The sequence below is a fragment of the Ensifer sp. ENS06 genome (assembly GCF_014852205.1).
GTDB lineage: Bacteria > Pseudomonadota > Alphaproteobacteria > Rhizobiales > Rhizobiaceae > Ensifer > Ensifer adhaerens.
The window spans coordinates 150,728-168,251 of record NZ_JACVBC010000011.1; the positions used below are offsets into that span (position 1 = coordinate 150,728).

Genomic DNA, 17,524 nt, shown 5'->3' on the forward strand with positions numbered 1-17,524 from the left:
CCGAAGCGCTTGCAACAGATGTTTTTAAATGGATTAGACTTGTCTCAGACGGTGGAGAACGTGTCCCGCCGAAACGCAAAATGCCGCCCGGCGGGGCCGGGCGGCATCGTCAGCGATGTGGTCTGTCTTACCTTGTCAGGCGTGCCATCTTGCCCGAGGTGGTGGCGCCGATTTCGCCGAAAACCTTGACCAGAGCTGCGGCATCTTCCGGCGACTTGTAGTCGGCTGTGCTGCTGGCGCATCGGCTGAGCACCGATTTTCCCTGGATCGGCGCCATGAAGGCGATGGTGAAGACGCGAATGCCGGCGTCCTTGGCATCCTGGCACGCCTTGAGCGTTGCCGTGTCGGATTTGGAATCCTGGGCTTTGTATTTGTCGAGTTCCGGTTCCGGCTTTGGCGCCGCCGGGATGGTCAACGCCTTTCCTTCGAAATGTGTGTTCGCCCCATCGGTCATGAAGACGATGTACTTTTTCGGCGTCAGGCCGTTGGATGCCGTGTGCGCGTCGTTTTCGCCCTTGAGCTTCAGATCCGTGACGGCCTTGGCGAAGGCGCCGCTCGAATCCGTGCCGCCGTTCGCCTCCAGGTTCTTGACGTAGGTACTGGCCTTCGTCGTGCCCCAGGCCAGTTTCTCTTCCGGGAAGATGGAGCTGCTATAGGAAACAGCGCCGACACGGACATACTTGTTGTCGGGGTCCATCTCGGTGAGTGGCTTCAGCAGCGTCTCAACCGCGGATTTCAAGGTCGTGATCTTGTCGATCATGCAAGGGCTGGTCTCAGAGATGCTCTTGCCCCAGTTCTCCGCCGTCCAGTTCTTGCACTTGGTGCGCTTCTCGTCCTTCACATTCGTCACGAAGGCCATCGAGCCCGAGCGGTCGAGCACGAGATACATCGACATGGCGTTCTTGGTTTCCGTCGCGCTCTCGGCAACGGCTACCGTTTCCAGATTGACGGACTTCTGTCCGAGCAACCGCGTCATGGGGTTGAGCTGAATTGTCTGCTTGTTGACGATCGTGACCTTGAAGGCCTTGTCGCTCTTGCCGACAGTCGTCATGACGATGTCGACCGTCGGCTGAACCTGGGTCTCCGTCGGGTCGGTCACGCCGCCCGCGGAAGCGCTGCTGGTGCCCGGGTCGCTGCCGCCGGCTCCACCGGGCAGATCGGTCGAGCTTGCGCCCGACTGCGCCTTCAGGAAGTTCAAGGCGATTTCCTTGGCCTTCTCGGTCGCCAGCGTATCCTTGTTTGCAACCAGTGCGGACGCAGCCGCAAGTGCTGCCGCGTCGGCTGCATCCTGCATCTGGTTTTTCGTCGTCATCATGGTGGCCAGATCGACGGCGACGCCGCCGGCTGCCAACACCAATGGCGCCGCGAGTGCTGCCATGATGCCAAAATTGCCACCCCGGTCCTTGAGCATGGCTACGAAGGACCGGCCTACCGTGTATCGTCTTCCCATCTTTGCACACCCCAAAGGAACACGTTGCAAGCTTGGGGGCATCAATAGCGGCGATGGCTTACGATATCGTTCCGGCAATCCTTGCAATTTTAATGGATTGCCGGAAAACCGGTTGTTGTAAGGGGTTCTGCGGCACCCTGTCTGTTCCGAAGCGGGAATCGGCCTGTGCCAAATCGGGTCACGGTACCGGAATGACGTCGACCGCCTGTTTCGTCGTTTGGCTGCCGTAGCTTTTCAGGACCCCGATGACGGGCGCGACATCGCCGTAGTCGCGGCCATGACCGACGACGATATGGTCGGTTCCAGCCGGAATATTGTTGGTCGGATCGAGTTCGAGCCACCCACCGGTTGTGCCGCACCAGACGCGCACCCAAGCGTGCATGGCATCGGCCCCCTCCAGGCGCTCCTTGCCGGGCGGGGGGATCGTCCTTAGGAAACCGCTAACATAGCCGGCAGGGATGCCGAGGCTTCGGAGCGCCACGATCATGACATGGGCGAAATCCTGGCAGACGCCGCGCTTGAGCTTGAACGCTTCTGCCGGCGTCGTGTTCACGGTTGTCGCCTCGCCGTCATAGGCGAAGTCGCGATGGATGCGGTCGCACAATGCGACGGCGATCTGGCGCACGGTCATCGTGTCGGTAATGGTGTCACGCGCGTAGGCGGCAATGTCGGCGACCTCGGGCAAGAGTGGGCTCGGGCCGGCGAAGTGATGCGGCGCGTCGGCATCGACGGACCAGCAGGCCGCAAGCTCTGCCGGCAGGCCGGTGAGGTCAGGGGAGAAGTCCGCGGTCAGGGCCTGTGCTTCCACCTGCACGCGCGCCTGCATGCGGATTGTCAGGTCGGCATGCGAGGTGCGAAAGAGGATCGACGTAAACGGGTTGGCGAAGAAGTCGATGCTCTCGGTACGTTCGGCCGGCATGGGATGGCAGCTGAGCGAGCCGACGACGAGACGCTGGCGACCGGGCAGCGTCGCCGGCAGCACGCGCACGAGGTGGCGGCCGCCGGACACCGGCACTTCGTAGTCATAGATGATCTTTAGGCTGATGTCGTAAAGCATGGCTAGCCGAGATAGGTGCGCGCGAGCAGATCGGACAGGCTTTCGAGATCCCGCTCCAACCGATTGTAGACGCCGAGGTTCATGGCTTCCGGTGTCATCACCGCCAGGCCCGAATGCAGCCGCATCGCCTCGCGGTAGAAGGAGGACATCTGGCCGTTGACGAAGGCGTTCGGCAACAGCTCGACCTCGGTCTTGATCTCATTCAACTGGTAAAGCACCGAGCGCGGATTGAGCGGATCGAGCGCCAGGAGGTCGGTGACTGTCAAGGCGGCGGTGCTGACATTGTAGCGCCGGCGATGGGTCATGACGCTGTCGCCGATTTCGAGCAGCATGTCATAGGCGCCATCGGGCGCATCCGGCCCCGACATGTGGCCGAGCAGCCGGGTCATGTGCAGGCCGCGCTCGATATAGCGGCCGATCGAAAGAAAGCGCCAGCCGGTGAAGCGGTACATGTTTTCATGCACGAGACCGGCAAAGCCGGCGAGCTTGCGCAGGAGCACGGTGATCGCGCGGGTCGCGTCGTCGCCGGCCTGCACCGTCGCGTGGAACTTGCGCGCCGTCTGCGACAGGTCGTTCAGTGCCAGCCAGCCGTCCGGCGAGAACCGGTCGCGGATGTTGCCGGCGCTGAAGAGGGCGCTTGCGATGTTGGCGAGCAGGCTGTCGGGCACCGGCTGGCGCGCATCGATGTCGAGGGCTGCGAGATAGTCGCCGACATCCTTAAGGAGCGGCAGGTCCGGATCGGCGGTTTCGGCGAAGCGGCCGTGCCAGGCGCGCAGGATGCGCAGCGCCCCTTCCGCACGCTCGATATAGCGGCCGAGCCAGAAGAGATTGTCGGCCGCCCGGCTCGGCAGGCTTCCCGGCATGTTGCGGGTGAAACTTTCCTCGGCCGGAAGCAGCGTCGTGCGCTCGACCGGTCGGTCGCTGACGATCCAGACATCGGCGGCGGTGCCGCCCGCCTGCATCGCGATCGCGGCGACATCGTCGCCGGAGCCGATGCGGGCAAAGCCCCCTGGCATGATCTGCCAGCCGTCGCGGGTGCGTGCCGCAAACACCCGCAGGCTCATCGGCCGCGGGGTCAGTCGGCCACGCACCCAGGCCGGCGTGGTCGAAAGCGTGACCACCTCCTGGCCCACGAGCTTGCCGCCCTCGGCGCTAAGCCAATCTGCGATCGAGGCTCGAGCCTTCTCATCAAGCGTACGGCCGAGTACCGACTGGCCATTGTCGTCGAAGAAAGGGCGGGTCTGGTAGGCGGGGCCGATGACCATGCGGTCGAGGTTGGCGGCGACCTGTTCGCGTTCGGCGCCCTGGCCGCACCACCAGGTGGCGATCGAGGGCAGCTTCTGTTCCTCGCCCAGCAGATGGCGGCAGATCGCCGGCATGAAGGCGAGGAAGGCGCGGGTTTCGACGATGCCGGTGCCGAGCGCGTTCACGATTGAGACCGAGCCGGCCCTGAGCGCCTCGACAATGCCGGGTGTGCCGATATGCGAGGACTGATTGAGCTCGAGCGGATCGGCAAAGGCCGCGTCGAGACGACGCCAGAGCACGCCGATGGGCTTGAGGCCGGCGACGGTGCGCACCATCACCCGGCCGCCGATCACGGTCAGATCCTCGCCTTCAAGCAGCATGAAGCCCAGATAGCGGGCGATATAGGCATGTTCGAAATAGGTCTCGTTGGCGATCCCCGGCGAAAGAACGGCGATGCGGTCGTCCGGGTGCAGCCGGCGGCTCTGCAGCGTGTCGCGGAACTCACCAAAGAAGCCGGCCAGCCGGTGGACGTGGCTTTCGGCATAAAGATTGGAGAAGGCACGCGTGGTCGCGACCCGGTTCTCCAGGGCGAAGCCGGCGCCCGAAGGTGCCTCGGTGCGATCGGACAGGACCCACCAGTTACCGTCGGGTCCACGGCCAATCTCGAAGGAGACGAAATGCAGGAAGTGGCCGTCGGCCGGTTTCACGCCGACGAGAGGGCGCAGGAACTCCGGATTGGAGGCGACCAGCGCCGGCGGCAGCAGCCCTTCGCGCACCAGCCGGTTCTCGCCATAGATGTCGGCGACCACCTTTTCCAGAAGTTCGGCGCGCTGCACGAGGCCTTGCGAGACGTGCGCCCATTCCTTTTCGTCGATCAGAACCGGAATGTGCGACAGCGGCCAGCTTCGCTCGGAACTCTCCTTGGCGCCGTAGACGCGATAGAACACGCCGGCGTCGCGCAGATAGCGGTCGGCGCGCGCGAAGCGGTTGGCAAGTTCGGTCTCGTCGAGCCGCCCAAGCGTCGCGAGCAGCCGCTGCCAGACCGGGCGGACATTGCCCTCCTGGTCGAGCATTTCGTCGGCAATGCCCGGTAGGGCACGGTAGCCGAAGACCGGATCGTCGTCGGTGCCCGGATGGTTTGCGGCCGCTGTCTGCTTCTTCGGCATTTACGCTCCTGGTGGACGCCTGAGATCAAGCGTCATCGGGAATTCCGTCGACGGGCTTTCGGGGCGCAGCGGATAGCCTCCCGGCGTATGACCCCAAGGCTCGAACCGCGCCAGGCGCCGCGCCTCCGCCTCGTTGCCGTTGACCGGAAACGTGTCGTAGTGGCGCCCACCCGGGTGGGCGACATGGTAGATGCAACCGCCGATCGCCCGATTCGACCATGTATCATAGATATCGAATGTGAGGGGAGTGTTGACCGGTAGCACCGGATGTAGCCCAGAGGCCGGCTGCCACGCCTTGTAGCGGACGCCGGCCACCGCCGTGCCATTCGAACCAGTGCGTGTGAGCGGCACGAGCCGACCGTTGCAGGCGACCGTATATCGCTCGGGATTGGCGGTATCGAGCTTGACCTGCAGCCGTTCGATCGAGCTGTCGACATAGCGCACGGTGCCGCCGATCGCGCCCTGTTCGCCCATCACGTGCCAGGGTTCGAGCGCCTGACGGATTTCGAGCTTTGCCCCCTCGTATTCGACCTCGCCGCAGAAGGGGAAGCGGAACTCGAGCTGGGCCTCGAACCATTCCGGTTTCAGATCGAAGCCGTGCGCCCGGAGATCGGCGAGCACGTCGAGAAAGTCCTGCCAGACGTGATACGGCAGCATGAAACGATCGTGCAGCGCGGTGCCCCAGCGCACGAAGCGACCGTCGACCGGGTGCTTCCAGAAGCGGGCGATGAGGGCGCGCACCAGCAATTGCTGGGCGAGCGACATGCGGGCGTTCGGCGGCATCTCGAAACCGCGGAACTCGACGAGGCCGAGGCGGCCGGTCGGCCCGTCAGGCGAAAACAGCTTGTCGATGCAGATCTCCGCCCGATGGGTGTTGCCGGTGACATCGACGAGCAGGTTGCGGAACAGCCGGTCGACGAGCCAGGGCAGGGGCGGCGGCGTTGCAGAGCCCGGCATCGGCACCTGCGCCAGGGCGATTTCGAGTTCATAGAGCTGGTCGTGCCGGGCTTCGTCGATACGCGGCGCCTGCGAGGTCGGGCCGATGAAGAGGCCGGAGAACAGGTAGGAGAGCGAGGGATGCCGCTGCCAGTGCAGCACCATGCTTTTTAGCAGATCCGGGCGGCGCAGGAACGGGCTGTCATTCGGATTGGCGCCGCCGACGACCACGTGATTGCCGCCGCCGGTGCCGGTGTGACGGCCGTCGATCATGAACTTGTCGGCACCGAGCCGGCTCTGGCGCGCCTCCTCGTAGATCGCCGTGGTGATGTCGACGCAGTCCTGCCAATGGGCGGCCGGATGGATGTTGACCTCGATCACGCCCGGGTCCGGCGCAACGCGGATGACGTTGATGCGCTCGTCCTGCGGCGGTGCATAGCCCTCGATGTGCACGGGCAGGCCGATCGCAGCGGCAGCGCGCTCCGCAGACGCGATCAGATCGAGATACTCCTCGACGCTTGTCGTCGGCGGCATGAAGACGCAGAGCCGGCCGTCGCGCGGCTCGACGCTGATGGCGGTGCGCACCAGTCCGGCGATCTCGTCGCGCGGCGCCGGGAGCGGCGTTTCCGGAACTTCCGAGGCCTGGAAACGTGCATGCTGCGTGCGGGCGCTGCTTTCGCTGAAGTCCGGCAAATCGTCGCGCGGGACCGTCGGATCGACCGGATGGATATAGGGGTAAGCGGAGGGCGCGACATAGGGTAGGGCGCCGAGCGGAAGGCGATAGCCGACGGCGCTGTCGCCGGGAACGAGGAAGATGCGGCCACGGCGCGTCTGCCATTTCTCGCTCATCCACTTCACGCCGGTGGCGCGCGCGTTCCAGGCTTGCACCGGCAGAACATAGCCGGTCGGCGCCGTCAGGCCGCGCTCGAACACGCGGGCCATGCGGCTGCGCTCCTCGGGATCCTTCAGCTTGGAGTTGGCAGGATCGACGTTGTCGGGGAGGTTTGCCTCCTTCAGCAGCCAGTCGGCCGGGTCTTCGAAGGCCGGCACGACCATTTCGGTCGGCACGCTCAATTCGCCTGCGACCAGATGCAGCAGGCGTTCGGCATCCGCTACCGTCACGTCGTGGCGGCCGGTCTCCTCGGCGATCAGGTCCGGCCGGCGCCAGATCGGCACGCCGTCCTTGCGCCAGTAGAGGGAGAAGGTCCAGCGCGGCAGGGTTTCGCCCGGATACCATTTGCCCTGGCCATAGTGCAGGAAGCCACCGGGGGCGAAGCGTTCGCGCAGCCGGCGGATCAGTGTGTCGGCCTTCTCGCGCTTGGTTGGTCCGACGGCCTCCGTGTTCCATTCCTCGGACTCGAAGTCGTCGATCGAAACGAAGGTCGGCTCGCCGCCCATCGTCAGGCGGATGTCGTTTTCCTCAAGCTCCCGGTCAACCTTCCCGCCGAGTGCATTCAGCGCATCCCAGCTTTCGTCGGAGAAGGGTTTGGTGATGCGCGGGTGCTCGGCGACGCGCCTCACCTTCATGTCGAAAGCGAAGTCGGTGCGGGTCTCGGGATCGCCGAAAAATTCTCCGGAGATCGGCGCGGCGTTGCGGTAATGGGGCGTTGCGGCAAGCGGAATGTGGCTCTCGCCGGTCAGCAGGCCCGAGGTCGGGTCGAGCCCGACCCAGCCGGCGCCGGGCAGGTAGACTTCGGCCCAGGCATGCAGGTCGGTGAAGTCGTGGTCGGTGCCGGAGGGGCCGTCGAGGGCTTTCAGATCCGGCGTCAGCTGAATGAGATAGCCGGAGACGAAGCGGGCGGCGAAGCCGAGATTGCGCAGGATCTGTACGAGCAGCCAGCTGGAATCGCGGCAGGATCCTCTTGCCGATGTCAGCGTCTGCTCCGGGTCCTGCACGCCCGGCTCCATGCGGATCACATAGCCGACTTCCTTCTGCAGGCGTGCGTTGAGCCCGACGACCATGTCTATGGTGCGCTGGCGGGAACGGTCGACCGTTGCCATGAAGGCGGAGAGCGCCGGGCCGAGCGGCTCCGGCGTCATATAGATCCGGAGATCGTCGCTGAGATCCTCGGGGTAGGGGAAGGGCCAATGCTCGGCCTCTTCCTCGACGAAAAAGTCAAAGGGGTTGTAGACGGTCATGTCGGCGACGAGATCGACTTCGATTTTCAGCTCGCTCACCGGATCGGGAAAGACGAAACGGGCGAGGTAGTTGCCGTAGGGGTCCTGCTGCAGGTTGACGAAATGGTTGCCGGGCGAAACCTTCAGCGAGTGGCTGATGACCTTGGTCTTGGAATGGGCAGCGGGCTTCAGCCGGATGATCTGCGGCGAGAGGCTTACGGGACGGTCATAGATATAGTGGGTCAGGTGATAGATACTGGCCTTGATCGACATGCCGGATTTGATCCCCTTCGTGGCGGGTCTGACGCCCCCCATCGCCACGAAGTTTGTGCAATGCAAATCGAGAATGCAAGCGCGAAAGCGCCCGCAGAAAATCAGGGCGGCGCAACGCATTCGCACGCCCGGACGGGCGTGCGAAACATTGGCCATCCTCGGTCAGACGATCGGCGGATTGATGCGGGCAAAACCCTCCTGTCGGTAGTAGGGGAAGTAGGGGTAGGCCGGCGTCGTTCGGCTCGCCGCGTCGAGTTGGGCGATCTGGTCCGCTGACAACGACCAGCCGACGGCGCCGAGGTTCTGGCGAAGCTGCTCCTCGTTGCGGGCGCCGATGATGACGCTCGAGACCGTCGGGCGCTGCAGCAGCCAGTTGATGGCGATCTGCGGGATCGTCTTGCCGGTTTCCTCCGCGAGCTGGTCGAGCACGTCGACGACATCGTAGAGCTTCTCATCATCGACCGGTGGGCCGAAGGCCGCAGTGTCGTGCAGGCGGCTGCCTTCGGGCCACGGCTTGCCGCGGCGGATCTTGCCCGTGAGACGCCCCCAGCCGAGCGGGCTCCAGACCAGAGCGCCGACGCCTTGGTCGGCGCCAAGCGGCATCAGTTCCCATTCGTAGTCGCGTCCAACCAGCGAATAGTAGACCTGGTGGGCGACGTGGCGCACGAGGCCGTGCTTCTCCGAGACAGCCAGCGATTTCATCAATTGCCAGCCGGCAAAGTTCGAGGCACCGACGTAGCGCAGCTTGCCGGCGGCAACCAGACTGTCGAGTGTCGAAAGCACCTCCTCGACCGGCGTTCCCGCGTCGAAGGCGTGCAGTTGCAAAAGGTCGATGTAGTCGGTGCCGAGCCGCTTCAAGGCATCGTCGACGCCCTTGACGAGACGCGTGCGCGACGTGCCGGCGTCGTTCGGTCCGTCGCCCATCGGCAATGCCATCTTGGTGGAGAGAAGCACGGCATCACGCCGGCCCTTGATGGCCGCGCCGAGCACGCTCTCGGACGCACCGTCGGAGTAAACGTCTGCGGTATCGAAGAGATTGACGCCGGCTTCGAGCGAGATGTCGATCAGCCGCCGGGCTTCCGCGGCGTCGCTGTTGCCCCAGGCGCTGAAGAGCGGCCCCTTGCCGCCGAAGGTGCCGGCGCCGAAGCTCAAGGCAGGCACTTTCAGTCCCGATGATCCAAGCCGTCTGTATTCCATGTCGTCAAACTCCTCGTTGGTTTTGTCTTTACGAGAGCGGAAGTCCGCTCGCCCACCAGGAGAAGGTGGTATCGCGGCCATTTGCGATGTAGACCGGATGAAAGAACATCATTTGTGAGTTGAAGTCACATGTCGCGCTTGTCTATCAACCGTTCGGGGGAGATGGCGGTTTTCGCCAAGGCGGTGGAGCTCGGCGGCTTTTCGGCCGCGGCAAAGGTCTGCTGCATGACACCCTCGGCCGTCAGCAAGCTCGTGCAGAGGCTGGAGGAAAGGCTCGGCGTCCGGCTCGTCAACCGCTCGACGCGGCGGCTGCAGTTGACGGCGGAAGGCTGTGCCTTCTATGAGCGGGCGGTGCGCATACTTGCCGATATCGACGAGGCGGAGCGCGAGGCGGGTTCAGGCGAAACGCCCGAGGGCCGCGTGCGGCTAAACGTCAGCGCTTCCTATGCGGTGCATGTGCTGATGCCGGTGCTGCCGGCGTTTCTCTCGGCCTTTCCGTCGGTCTCGCTCGATATCCTGCAGACCGACGCCGTGGTCGATCTGATGGCGGAGCGGGCCGACATCGCCGTGCGCGCCGGTCCTCTGAAGTCTTCGAGCCTGATCGCCCGCAAGCTCGGCAGCACGTCGATGACGATCGTGGGCGCGCCGTCCTATCTTCAACGGTTCGGCATGCCCGAGAGTGTCGGCGACCTCGAAGCGATGAACAGGCTGAGTCATAGCTATGCGCGTTCGATCGATGGCTGGCCGCTCCTGTCGAACGGGGAGCCTTTCACGCTGGCGCCGACGGAGCAGGTCCGCGTGAGCGACGGCGAGGGTTTGCGCCAGCTTACGCTCGCCGGTGTCGGCCTGGCGCGACTGCCCACGTTTACGGTCAAGGAGGATATCCGTTGCGGCCGGCTGACGGCGGTCGCCGAGCACTTGAACCCGGGCGACATCGAGGCATTCCATGCGGTGTTCCACGGGCAGGGTGGAGCCCTGCCGGCGCGCGTGCGGGTGGTACTTGATTTCCTGGCTAAGCGCGCGCGGATTTCATCGCCTTGAACGGCTGGTGCGTCGCTTCGGCCGGCTGGCCGCAGACGCGATTGCGGCCCTCGGACTTGGCGCGATAGAGCTCGTTATCGGCAAGTTCGATCAGGTGCTTCCAGCCACCGTTCGCGCTGCGGCCCTCGGCCACGCCGAAGCTGGCGGTGACGTTCAGCTTCCGTCCGTCGGCAAGGACGATCGGTTCGTGCGCGAGGTTGACCCTGATCCTTTCGGCAAGGGCTAGGGCGGACTCGATGCTGTCGCCGGGCGTGATCACGGCAAACTCCTCACCGCCGAAGCGGGCGACGAGATCGGAATTGCGCACGGAATTGCGGATGATGCGGGCGGTTTCCTGAAGCACGATGTCGCCGATCAGATGGCCGTGGGTATCGTTGATCTGCTTGAAATGGTCGATGTCCATCAGGATCAAACAGGCGTCCTGATCCTTGCCGTCCGTGTCTTCCGCGCCGCCGATCAGCTCCAGCGCGCGGCGGTTGAGCAGGCCGGTCAGTTCGTCGGTTTCCGCCTGGCGTTCGAGATGCTGCATCAGCAGCGTGCGCTCGTCGAGGCGCTGGCGCAGAATATCGATCGCATCGAACAGGCGTCCCATTTCGCCTTCTCCGCCCTTGCCCTGAAGGCGCGCGATCGGGCGATCATTGGCAAGCTCGATGATGCTGTGGCGCGCAAGAAGCAGCGGTTCGAACACCAGCGATCGGGCGCGCCGCATCAAGATCAGCAACATCAGGAAGAGCGAGAAGGTCGCAAGGCTCGCCACGGCGAGCTTGATCGACGCGCGGGTCTTGTTGGCGGACAGGCGCTCGACGGTCGAATCCATGAAGGCGCGACGCAGATCTTCGAGCGGTTTCATCTTCGGGACGAAAAGGTCGGTGAGCTGTTCGGCGGTCATCGGGTAGTCGCCCGAGCGTTTACCGACGGCGACGATGTTGTCGATGATCGCAAAACCTTCGGCAAAGAACTCGCGGTCGATCTTGGCGAGATCGCCGATCTTCGACGGATCCAGGCCTGGAAGCGCGCCCGGCTTGCCGACGATCGCCCAGACCTCCTGCAGCCTGCCGCGCGTGCGCTCGCTGTCGGCCAGATTCTTGATCGCGAGCGGCTTGCCGACGGCAACGGGCGCCATGACGTGCGAGCCGAGGCGACCGCCGTCCTCGCGCAGATTGGCGAGCATCTGGGCTGCAAGGGCAATGCCCGCAAGGTTCGGGTCGGTGTTGGTCAGGCGCTGAATGTTCCAGTCGATCGCGGGGCGAAGCGCATCGATCACGCCGAACATGGCCTCGATCGTCGCTTCGATTTCGGCAAGGTTCCGCCGTTCCGGCGGAAGGGCCGCAATGCGATCGACTTCCGCACGCGCAAGCATCAGCCGACGATGGACCTCGACCAGGATGGGCGAAAGCGCGCCGGCCGGTTCGGAGCGGCTGGCATTGTCGATGTCGGCGGTGATCTGAGCCAATGCCGCGTCGCTGCGGGCACGAAACTCCGCCAGCCGCGCCTGGACAGTCGAGCCGGGCGCTACGCCAAGGCCGAGCACACCGTTGGACGGGCCACGTTCGGCCGAGAGGTAGTTTGCGGCGTCGAGGACGCGGCAAAAGGCCATGACTTCCGTCAGGTTGCGGCGCGCGACGACAAAGTCGCTATAGGATGCGGCGATGATTTCGGTCGCAAGAATGCCCGTGCAGGCAACGACGATCGCCACCAGCCATTGGAGCTTGCGTCGCAGGGCCCTGGCCGTACGCGCTTCCCCCACGCCCATCTGAGGGGACGCATAGGTGCTGCCCTTATTGCTCATATGCGCGAAGTTGCTCCACTCATGTCGCCGCCCGTCTGCTCGACAATCGCGACAAATTCTTGCCACCCGACAAGAAACCCATCCGAAATCAGTGTGCTTGCCGCCCCTGCTATCGTATAAGATGTTAAATAATCTTGAAATACCCTGAAATACTAGGGGCTAATCCGCAACCGAGGGATGCGCCCGGCGCACGGCAGACCCCAGCTTTGCGGCCCCCGTATTCGCTTTCCGGTCCATGATCGCAATAAATCCGGCCCGCCTTCTTGCCGAAAGCGGGCCTGGACTTGGTTGGTCGTCATTTTACTTCAGCAACTCTTCACGGCAACGTGATCTGTGCTGCGGCCTAAAGCGTCGCGCGTCTTATCAGACGGGCTAAGGTCGCTGTAACACTTTGATTTTCTGCAAGTCTGTTCCCTTACGTCGAGGACGATTTAAGGAGACATGCAGTCGTCTCAGCGCTTCGGCCCGACCAGTGCGAAGAGGGCGCCCTGCGGGTCGAGCGCCTGAACGATCCAGGCGCCTCCGGGGACCTCCATCGGCTCCAGCACGATCTTGCCGCCGCCAGCCTTGATGCGTTCGATGGCGGCATCGATGGCCGGTACGTTGATGTAGTAGAGCCAGTAAGGCCCGGGCACTTCCTTCGGCTTGGTCATCATCCCGCCGATCGGGGCGCCGCCATGGGCGAAGATCTGGTAGATGCCCATTTCGCCCATGTCCATGCCCTGGTCCTTCGTCCAGCCGAAGAGTTCGGAATAGAAGGGAAAGGCGGTGTCGAGGTCGCCCGAGGCAAGCTCGTGCCAGCCGATCAGTCCGGGGGCCATCGGGTCGGTGACCGGCGGCGGATCGCCCGTACCCTTGAAGATCGAGAAGACCGCGCCGTGCGGATCGGTGACGACGGCGAAGCGCCCTATACCCGGGATATCGTCCGGCGCCCGGTGCACCTTGCCGCCCTTGGCGGCGATGCTGGCGGCGCTCACATCGACATCGTCGACGCCGACATAGCCGAGCCAGGCGGGCGGCACGTTCATTTCGAGCGCGCCTTCCGGCATGGTCATCAATCCCGCCACCGGAATCTCGCCGACGTTGAACAGCGTGTAGCTGATACCGGCCATGCCGGCATCGCTGGCGGCCCAGCCGACCACGTCCTTGTAGAACGTCTCGGCGGCCGCCATGTCGGTGGTCATCAGTTCGTACCAAACGAATTTGCCGTGATCTGCCATTGCCTTCCTCCGGTTTGCTCTGGCGCGGCGCATCTGGCGCCACTTGTTTGCCTGTTCGAATGAACTGTCGTCGGGTCAGCCTGACATGATGCGTGGCCGAACAGCCAAGGCCGTCGTCAGCGCGGCTTTCAATCCCGACGTAGGTATTCCGCCGTCATCAAGTCTTTCCAGTTTCCGTCCGCTGTCTGCGCCTGCGCCGTCAGCAGCCGACGGGATGGCCCGGCAAGCGTGATGACGTCGCGGTAGCGCATGGTCCTGCCGGGGTTCTCGAAATCCGGTCCCTTGCAGTGGAGGGAGAGGGACGTGCCGTCCGCGTCCAGTTCTCCGTCATAGATCCACATGTGGCTCATCATCGAGCCGACCCAGGTGCCGACGTAACGTTTTGTCTGCGGATTGAAGCCGAGCGCCATCAGCGTCTGGCCGAAACTGCCGCCCGGCATCGTTCCCTGACCCTCGCAGACGATCCAGAGGCCTTCGAGTGACCGGACACGCTCGGTCCAGGGCCCGCTGCCATCGGGCTTGCCATCGGAGCCGGCCGTGCGAACGTGCCAATCGCCCAGCAATTGCTCGAGCCAGCGGTGCGCTTCTTCCGGTTCTGCTCTCACGGGATTTCCTTCTTGACCGGGCGCAGACGTTCGGCCCGGCACGCGAGCGTTCTCAAAACGATTTTGCGGGCGAAAAGTTCCGTCCGCTGGGGTGCGGAATTCAGCCCGCCTTGCGTCCGGGCTCCCGATCATATTCGTCGTGGCGGCGAACGAAGCTCATGGTCCCGTCCTCGTTGCGCCCCTTGGGTGCGCGGTCGAGCAGCATCAGTGTGCCCACGAGTTCCTCGAGCCCGCGGGCATAGGACGAATAGGTGTGGTAGATCGTGCCGTCCTCGCCCTTCTGGAAGGCGCTGAGACCGGGCAGTTCCTCATGCGCATTGGCGCTTTCTATGTCGGTGAAGTTGTACCCGACTTTGCCGCTTGCGAGCTCGTCTGGCGAAAAGGCCACGTGGAAGTCATGGTTGAAGCCGTTGCCTTCCGCCGAGACCCAGGGGAAATCCCACTCCATGCGTTTCTTGTAGGTTTCGATCTTTGCGAGCGGCGCGTTCGATGCGGCGACCAGCGTCACGTCGTGATGGTTGAGGTGCGGCAGCATGCCGGCGAAATGATCGACCAGGAAGGAGTAGCCGGGGCAACCGGCCTCCCAGGTGGGGCCGAACATGAAATGGTAGACCATGAGCTGGCTGCGGCCGTCGAAAAGCTCGGACAAAGATTTGCGGCCCGCCCGCGTATCGAAGACGTAGGTCTTTTCCATCTTCACCCAGGGCAAGGCCAGCCGGGCGGCATTGACCTTGTCGCGTGCGTGGGTGTGTTCCTTTTCCAGCGCAAGCAGATCTTTGCGCGCTTTCAGCCACTCTCCAGGCGATACCACTGCGTGATCCTGTCTCATGCCCGTTCCTCCTTCCAACGTTGCACTTGACTATTTACGTTGATATCAACATTAATCGGGCATGTCAAAAATGCCACTTGTTTCGTTCGACACTACCCTGCATGTGAAGGACACCTGCCTCTGCCTGCATGTGCAACGCGCCGCGCGCGCCATTGCCCGCCGGTTCGACGAGGCGCTGCGCCCGCTCGATATCACCAACGGACAGTTCTCTCTCCTGATGTCGCTCAACCGCCCGGCGCCGCCCAATATGGGCTCGGTGGCATCGCTTCTCGCCATGGACCGGACGACCTTGACCGCGGCGTTGAAGCCGCTGGAACGGCGCGGCCTGGTCGAAAGCTTCCCGGATGCCGACGACCGGCGGTCGCGGCGATTGCGGCTGACGACCGAAGGGCAGGCGCTGCTGGCGCGCGCCGTGCCGATCTGGCGGAACCTGCATGAGGCGCTCGATCCGGTGCTCGATGACGGCGGTTTGGACCGCCTGCGTGCCGATCTCTTAAGGCTGGCTTGACGGGCGGCCGGTCAGTCCTCGGACGGCTCTGGCGCGGGGCGCTCCTTGAGCACCTCTATCACCTCGGCGATCAAGGCAGAGGCCTGCCGCAGCCGTCGTTCGCCGAGTGCGCCGCCCAGGCCGTCCGCCCAGGCCGCCTGCCGCTCCTTGATGTCGTCCAGTGCCGTTTCTCCCGCCGCAGTCAGAACCATGAGCTTTGCCCTCTGGTGGGTCGGGTTGTCCCTGTAGGCGATCAGCCCTTCGGCCTCCAAGAGATCGGCGATGCGCTGCACCCCCTGGCGCGCAAGGCCGAGCGCGCGTGCCGCATCGGCAACCGACATCGGCGCATGGTTTGCCGCGGCCAGCACCTGCCAGCGGGCGCTCGTCTGTCCGGAAGGTTTGGCGAGTGCGTCGCCGGCCTGCGTCAACGGGCCGGCTAGCCGCAGTACCGATATGGCGAACTCCGCAAAGGCGTCTCCGGCGGGTGTCCGATCGGGATCTTTCATGTTGACAGCACCACCGTCGTGTGAATGTTTGTATGACATCATGTTGTCATGATGTGGTCGTTTCAGCAAGTCATTTTAGCAAGGGAGATGAGAGCATGGCGAGAAGGACTTACAGCGGCGGTTGCCATTGCGGCAAGGTCAGATACGAAGCGACTTTCGATCTTGATGCGGGGACGACGCGATGCAATTGCTCGTTCTGTGGCAAGGCCCGCTACTGGGGTGCACAGGTCCAGCAGGAGGATTTTCGCCTCCTGTCACCGGGAGATCAGGTTGGGCTCTATCAGTTTGGCGCCAAGGTTGGCAACCACCGCTTCTGCCCTGCCTGCGGCATCGCCTCCTATAGCCATGGTTATGTCGAGGAACTCGGCGGCGCCTATTGCAGCATCAATATCGCAACGCTGGACGATGTCGATCCGACGGTCCTGGCTAAGGTGCCGGTGCAATATCTGGATGGCCGGAACGACCGCTGGGATGAAACGCCTGCCGAATTCCGTCATCTCTGACGCGTGCGAGATCTCACTCCTATTTGACAATATGTTGTCAATATGGCATATGGACTGCATGAGCTTCACCTGGCAGCATATCGCCTGCCGGGTGGGCGGCAATAGGGGGCCTGCCTGGCCCGCCACGCAGGAGCGACGGGTATGAAACTGACCTATAAGGGAAGCTGCCATTGCGGAAACATCCGCTATGAGGCCGACATCGACCTCGATGCCGGCACCGGCAAATGCAACTGCTCGATTTGCTGGAAGCGGCGCTACTGGGGGGCGGTCGTGAAGCCCGACGCTTTCCGGCTGCAGTGCGACGAAGCCAATATCGCCGACTACCATTTCGGCAGCGACAGCGTGCATCACCGCTTCTGCAGGACCTGCGGCGTTGCCGCCTTCGGCCACGGCTATATCGAGGAGATTGGCGGCGCCTATTACTCCGTCAACCTCGCCTGCCTCGACGACCTCGATCCGGCGGTGCTGGCCGAAGCACCGGTGCAGTACATGGACGGGCGCAACAACAACTGGTTCCACGCGCCAGCCGAGACCCGTCACCTCTAGAGCCCACAGCGAAGCTGGTTACATCTTGCGAAATTCGAGGTGATAGATGACCTCCTCGCCGGTTGCCGGGTCCACGCCCGGCGCGCCGTAGATCACCAGCTTATCCCCTTGCAGGACAAAGGGGCGGATCAGGTCGGAGACGCCCCAGGCCGGGTTCCAGCTTGCCTCGACATGATGGATGATCCGGCCGTCCTTGAGCGAATAGGAGCCGGAATAGGCGAGCATGGAATCAAACAGTGCCGCCTTTTCGTCGTGAGACGGCACGAGTCCTTTGAGCTGCGGTCGATCGCGTTTCACCACAACGGCGGTCATCCGGCCATCGGGAAAGTACGAGAGATAGCCGATAGGATCAGGGCCCATGGCATCGGTGACCTCGCCAGTGGCGACGACCTCGCGCGTCCAGGAAAGCATCTTCCAGGTGCCGAGCAATCCAGACTCGTCCGCCATGACCCACCTGTTTGATTTTAGGGTAAACTAAAATAGCAGATGCTTCCTGTCCGGCAAAGCCGGGCCGATCCCTAGGATGAGATCAAAGAAAAAGGGCCCCCGACGCGCG

At 63.7% G+C, this 17,524-nt stretch carries 15 protein-coding genes; 4 read left to right on the forward strand and 11 right to left on the reverse strand.

Annotated elements, in window-relative coordinates:
* Nucleotides 1–127: 127 nt before the first annotated feature.
* The 5 genes from IB279_RS28570 to IB279_RS28590 form a co-directional block, all read right to left on the reverse strand.
* Entirely contained in the window at nt 128–1,450 is a 1,323-nt protein-coding gene (locus tag IB279_RS28570; RefSeq protein ID WP_034786847.1) for a pilus assembly protein TadG-related protein, read from the reverse strand.
* A gap of 178 nt (nt 1,451–1,628) precedes the next feature.
* Nucleotides 1,629–2,507, reverse strand: coding sequence for a transglutaminase family protein (locus tag IB279_RS28575; protein WP_112771913.1), 879 nt, complete (start codon nt 2,505–2,507; stop codon nt 1,629–1,631).
* Between the two features lie 2 nt (nt 2,508–2,509).
* Complete coding sequence (locus tag IB279_RS28580) at nt 2,510–4,918, reverse strand: circularly permuted type 2 ATP-grasp protein (RefSeq protein ID WP_060517588.1); 2,409 nt, start codon at nt 4,916–4,918, stop codon at nt 2,510–2,512.
* Nucleotides 4,919–8,245: a DUF2126 domain-containing protein gene (locus tag IB279_RS28585; protein WP_112771914.1), complete on the reverse strand. Its 3,327-nt coding sequence runs from the start codon at nt 8,243–8,245 to the stop codon at nt 4,919–4,921. It abuts the gene before it with no gap.
* A gap of 162 nt (nt 8,246–8,407) precedes the next feature.
* Nucleotides 8,408–9,442 carry an aldo/keto reductase gene (locus IB279_RS28590; RefSeq protein WP_060604735.1) on the reverse strand — a complete coding sequence of 345 codons (1,035 nt, stop codon included), beginning with the start codon at nt 9,440–9,442 and terminating at the stop codon, nt 8,408–8,410.
* A 129-nt stretch (nt 9,443–9,571) separates the two neighbouring features.
* Here IB279_RS28590 and IB279_RS28595 point away from each other — a divergent pair, with 129 nt between their 5' ends.
* Nucleotides 9,572–10,483: a LysR family transcriptional regulator gene (locus IB279_RS28595; RefSeq protein ID WP_089044959.1), complete on the forward strand. Its 912-nt coding sequence runs from the start codon at nt 9,572–9,574 to the stop codon at nt 10,481–10,483.
* On the opposite strand, the gene IB279_RS28600 is transcribed toward IB279_RS28595, so the two are convergent.
* The 4 genes from IB279_RS28600 to IB279_RS28615 form a co-directional block, all read right to left on the reverse strand.
* On the reverse strand, nt 10,455–12,272 hold the full coding sequence (locus tag IB279_RS28600; protein ID WP_110819347.1) for a GGDEF domain-containing protein: 1,818 nt from the start codon (nt 12,270–12,272) through the stop codon (nt 10,455–10,457). The genes IB279_RS28595 and IB279_RS28600 overlap by 29 nt on opposite strands.
* Nucleotides 12,273–12,724: 452 nt before the next feature.
* Nucleotides 12,725–13,492, reverse strand: coding sequence for a VOC family protein (locus IB279_RS28605; protein WP_192340098.1), 768 nt, complete (start codon nt 13,490–13,492; stop codon nt 12,725–12,727).
* A gap of 128 nt (nt 13,493–13,620) precedes the next feature.
* Complete coding sequence (locus IB279_RS28610) at nt 13,621–14,097, reverse strand: DUF1579 domain-containing protein (protein WP_112771916.1); 477 nt, start codon at nt 14,095–14,097, stop codon at nt 13,621–13,623.
* Between the two features lie 100 nt (nt 14,098–14,197).
* The gene (locus tag IB279_RS28615; protein ID WP_192340100.1) at nt 14,198–14,926 is read right to left on the reverse strand and encodes a thioredoxin family protein; all 729 of its coding nucleotides are present in this window, start codon (nt 14,924–14,926) and stop codon (nt 14,198–14,200) included.
* A 61-nt stretch (nt 14,927–14,987) separates the two neighbouring features.
* Between IB279_RS28615 and IB279_RS28620 the strand changes: the two genes are divergently transcribed.
* Nucleotides 14,988–15,434 carry a MarR family winged helix-turn-helix transcriptional regulator gene (locus IB279_RS28620; RefSeq protein ID WP_112771917.1) on the forward strand — a complete coding sequence of 149 codons (447 nt, stop codon included), beginning with the start codon at nt 14,988–14,990 and terminating at the stop codon, nt 15,432–15,434.
* An 11-nt stretch (nt 15,435–15,445) separates the two neighbouring features.
* Here IB279_RS28620 and IB279_RS28625 read toward each other — a convergent pair whose 3' ends face one another.
* Entirely contained in the window at nt 15,446–15,919 is a 474-nt protein-coding gene (locus tag IB279_RS28625) for a MarR family winged helix-turn-helix transcriptional regulator (RefSeq protein ID WP_112771929.1), read from the reverse strand.
* Nucleotides 15,920–16,014: 95 nt separating this feature from the next.
* Here IB279_RS28625 and IB279_RS28630 point away from each other — a divergent pair, with 95 nt between their 5' ends.
* Both IB279_RS28630 and IB279_RS28635 read left to right on the forward strand, forming a co-directional pair.
* Entirely contained in the window at nt 16,015–16,422 is a 408-nt protein-coding gene (locus IB279_RS28630) for a GFA family protein (RefSeq protein WP_112771918.1), read from the forward strand.
* Between the two features lie 141 nt (nt 16,423–16,563).
* Entirely contained in the window at nt 16,564–16,968 is a 405-nt protein-coding gene (locus IB279_RS28635) for a GFA family protein (protein WP_112771919.1), read from the forward strand.
* A gap of 18 nt (nt 16,969–16,986) precedes the next feature.
* On the opposite strand, the gene IB279_RS28640 is transcribed toward IB279_RS28635, so the two are convergent.
* Entirely contained in the window at nt 16,987–17,415 is a 429-nt protein-coding gene (locus tag IB279_RS28640) for a lipocalin-like domain-containing protein (RefSeq protein WP_034786824.1), read from the reverse strand.
* Nucleotides 17,416–17,524 lie beyond the last annotated feature (109 nt).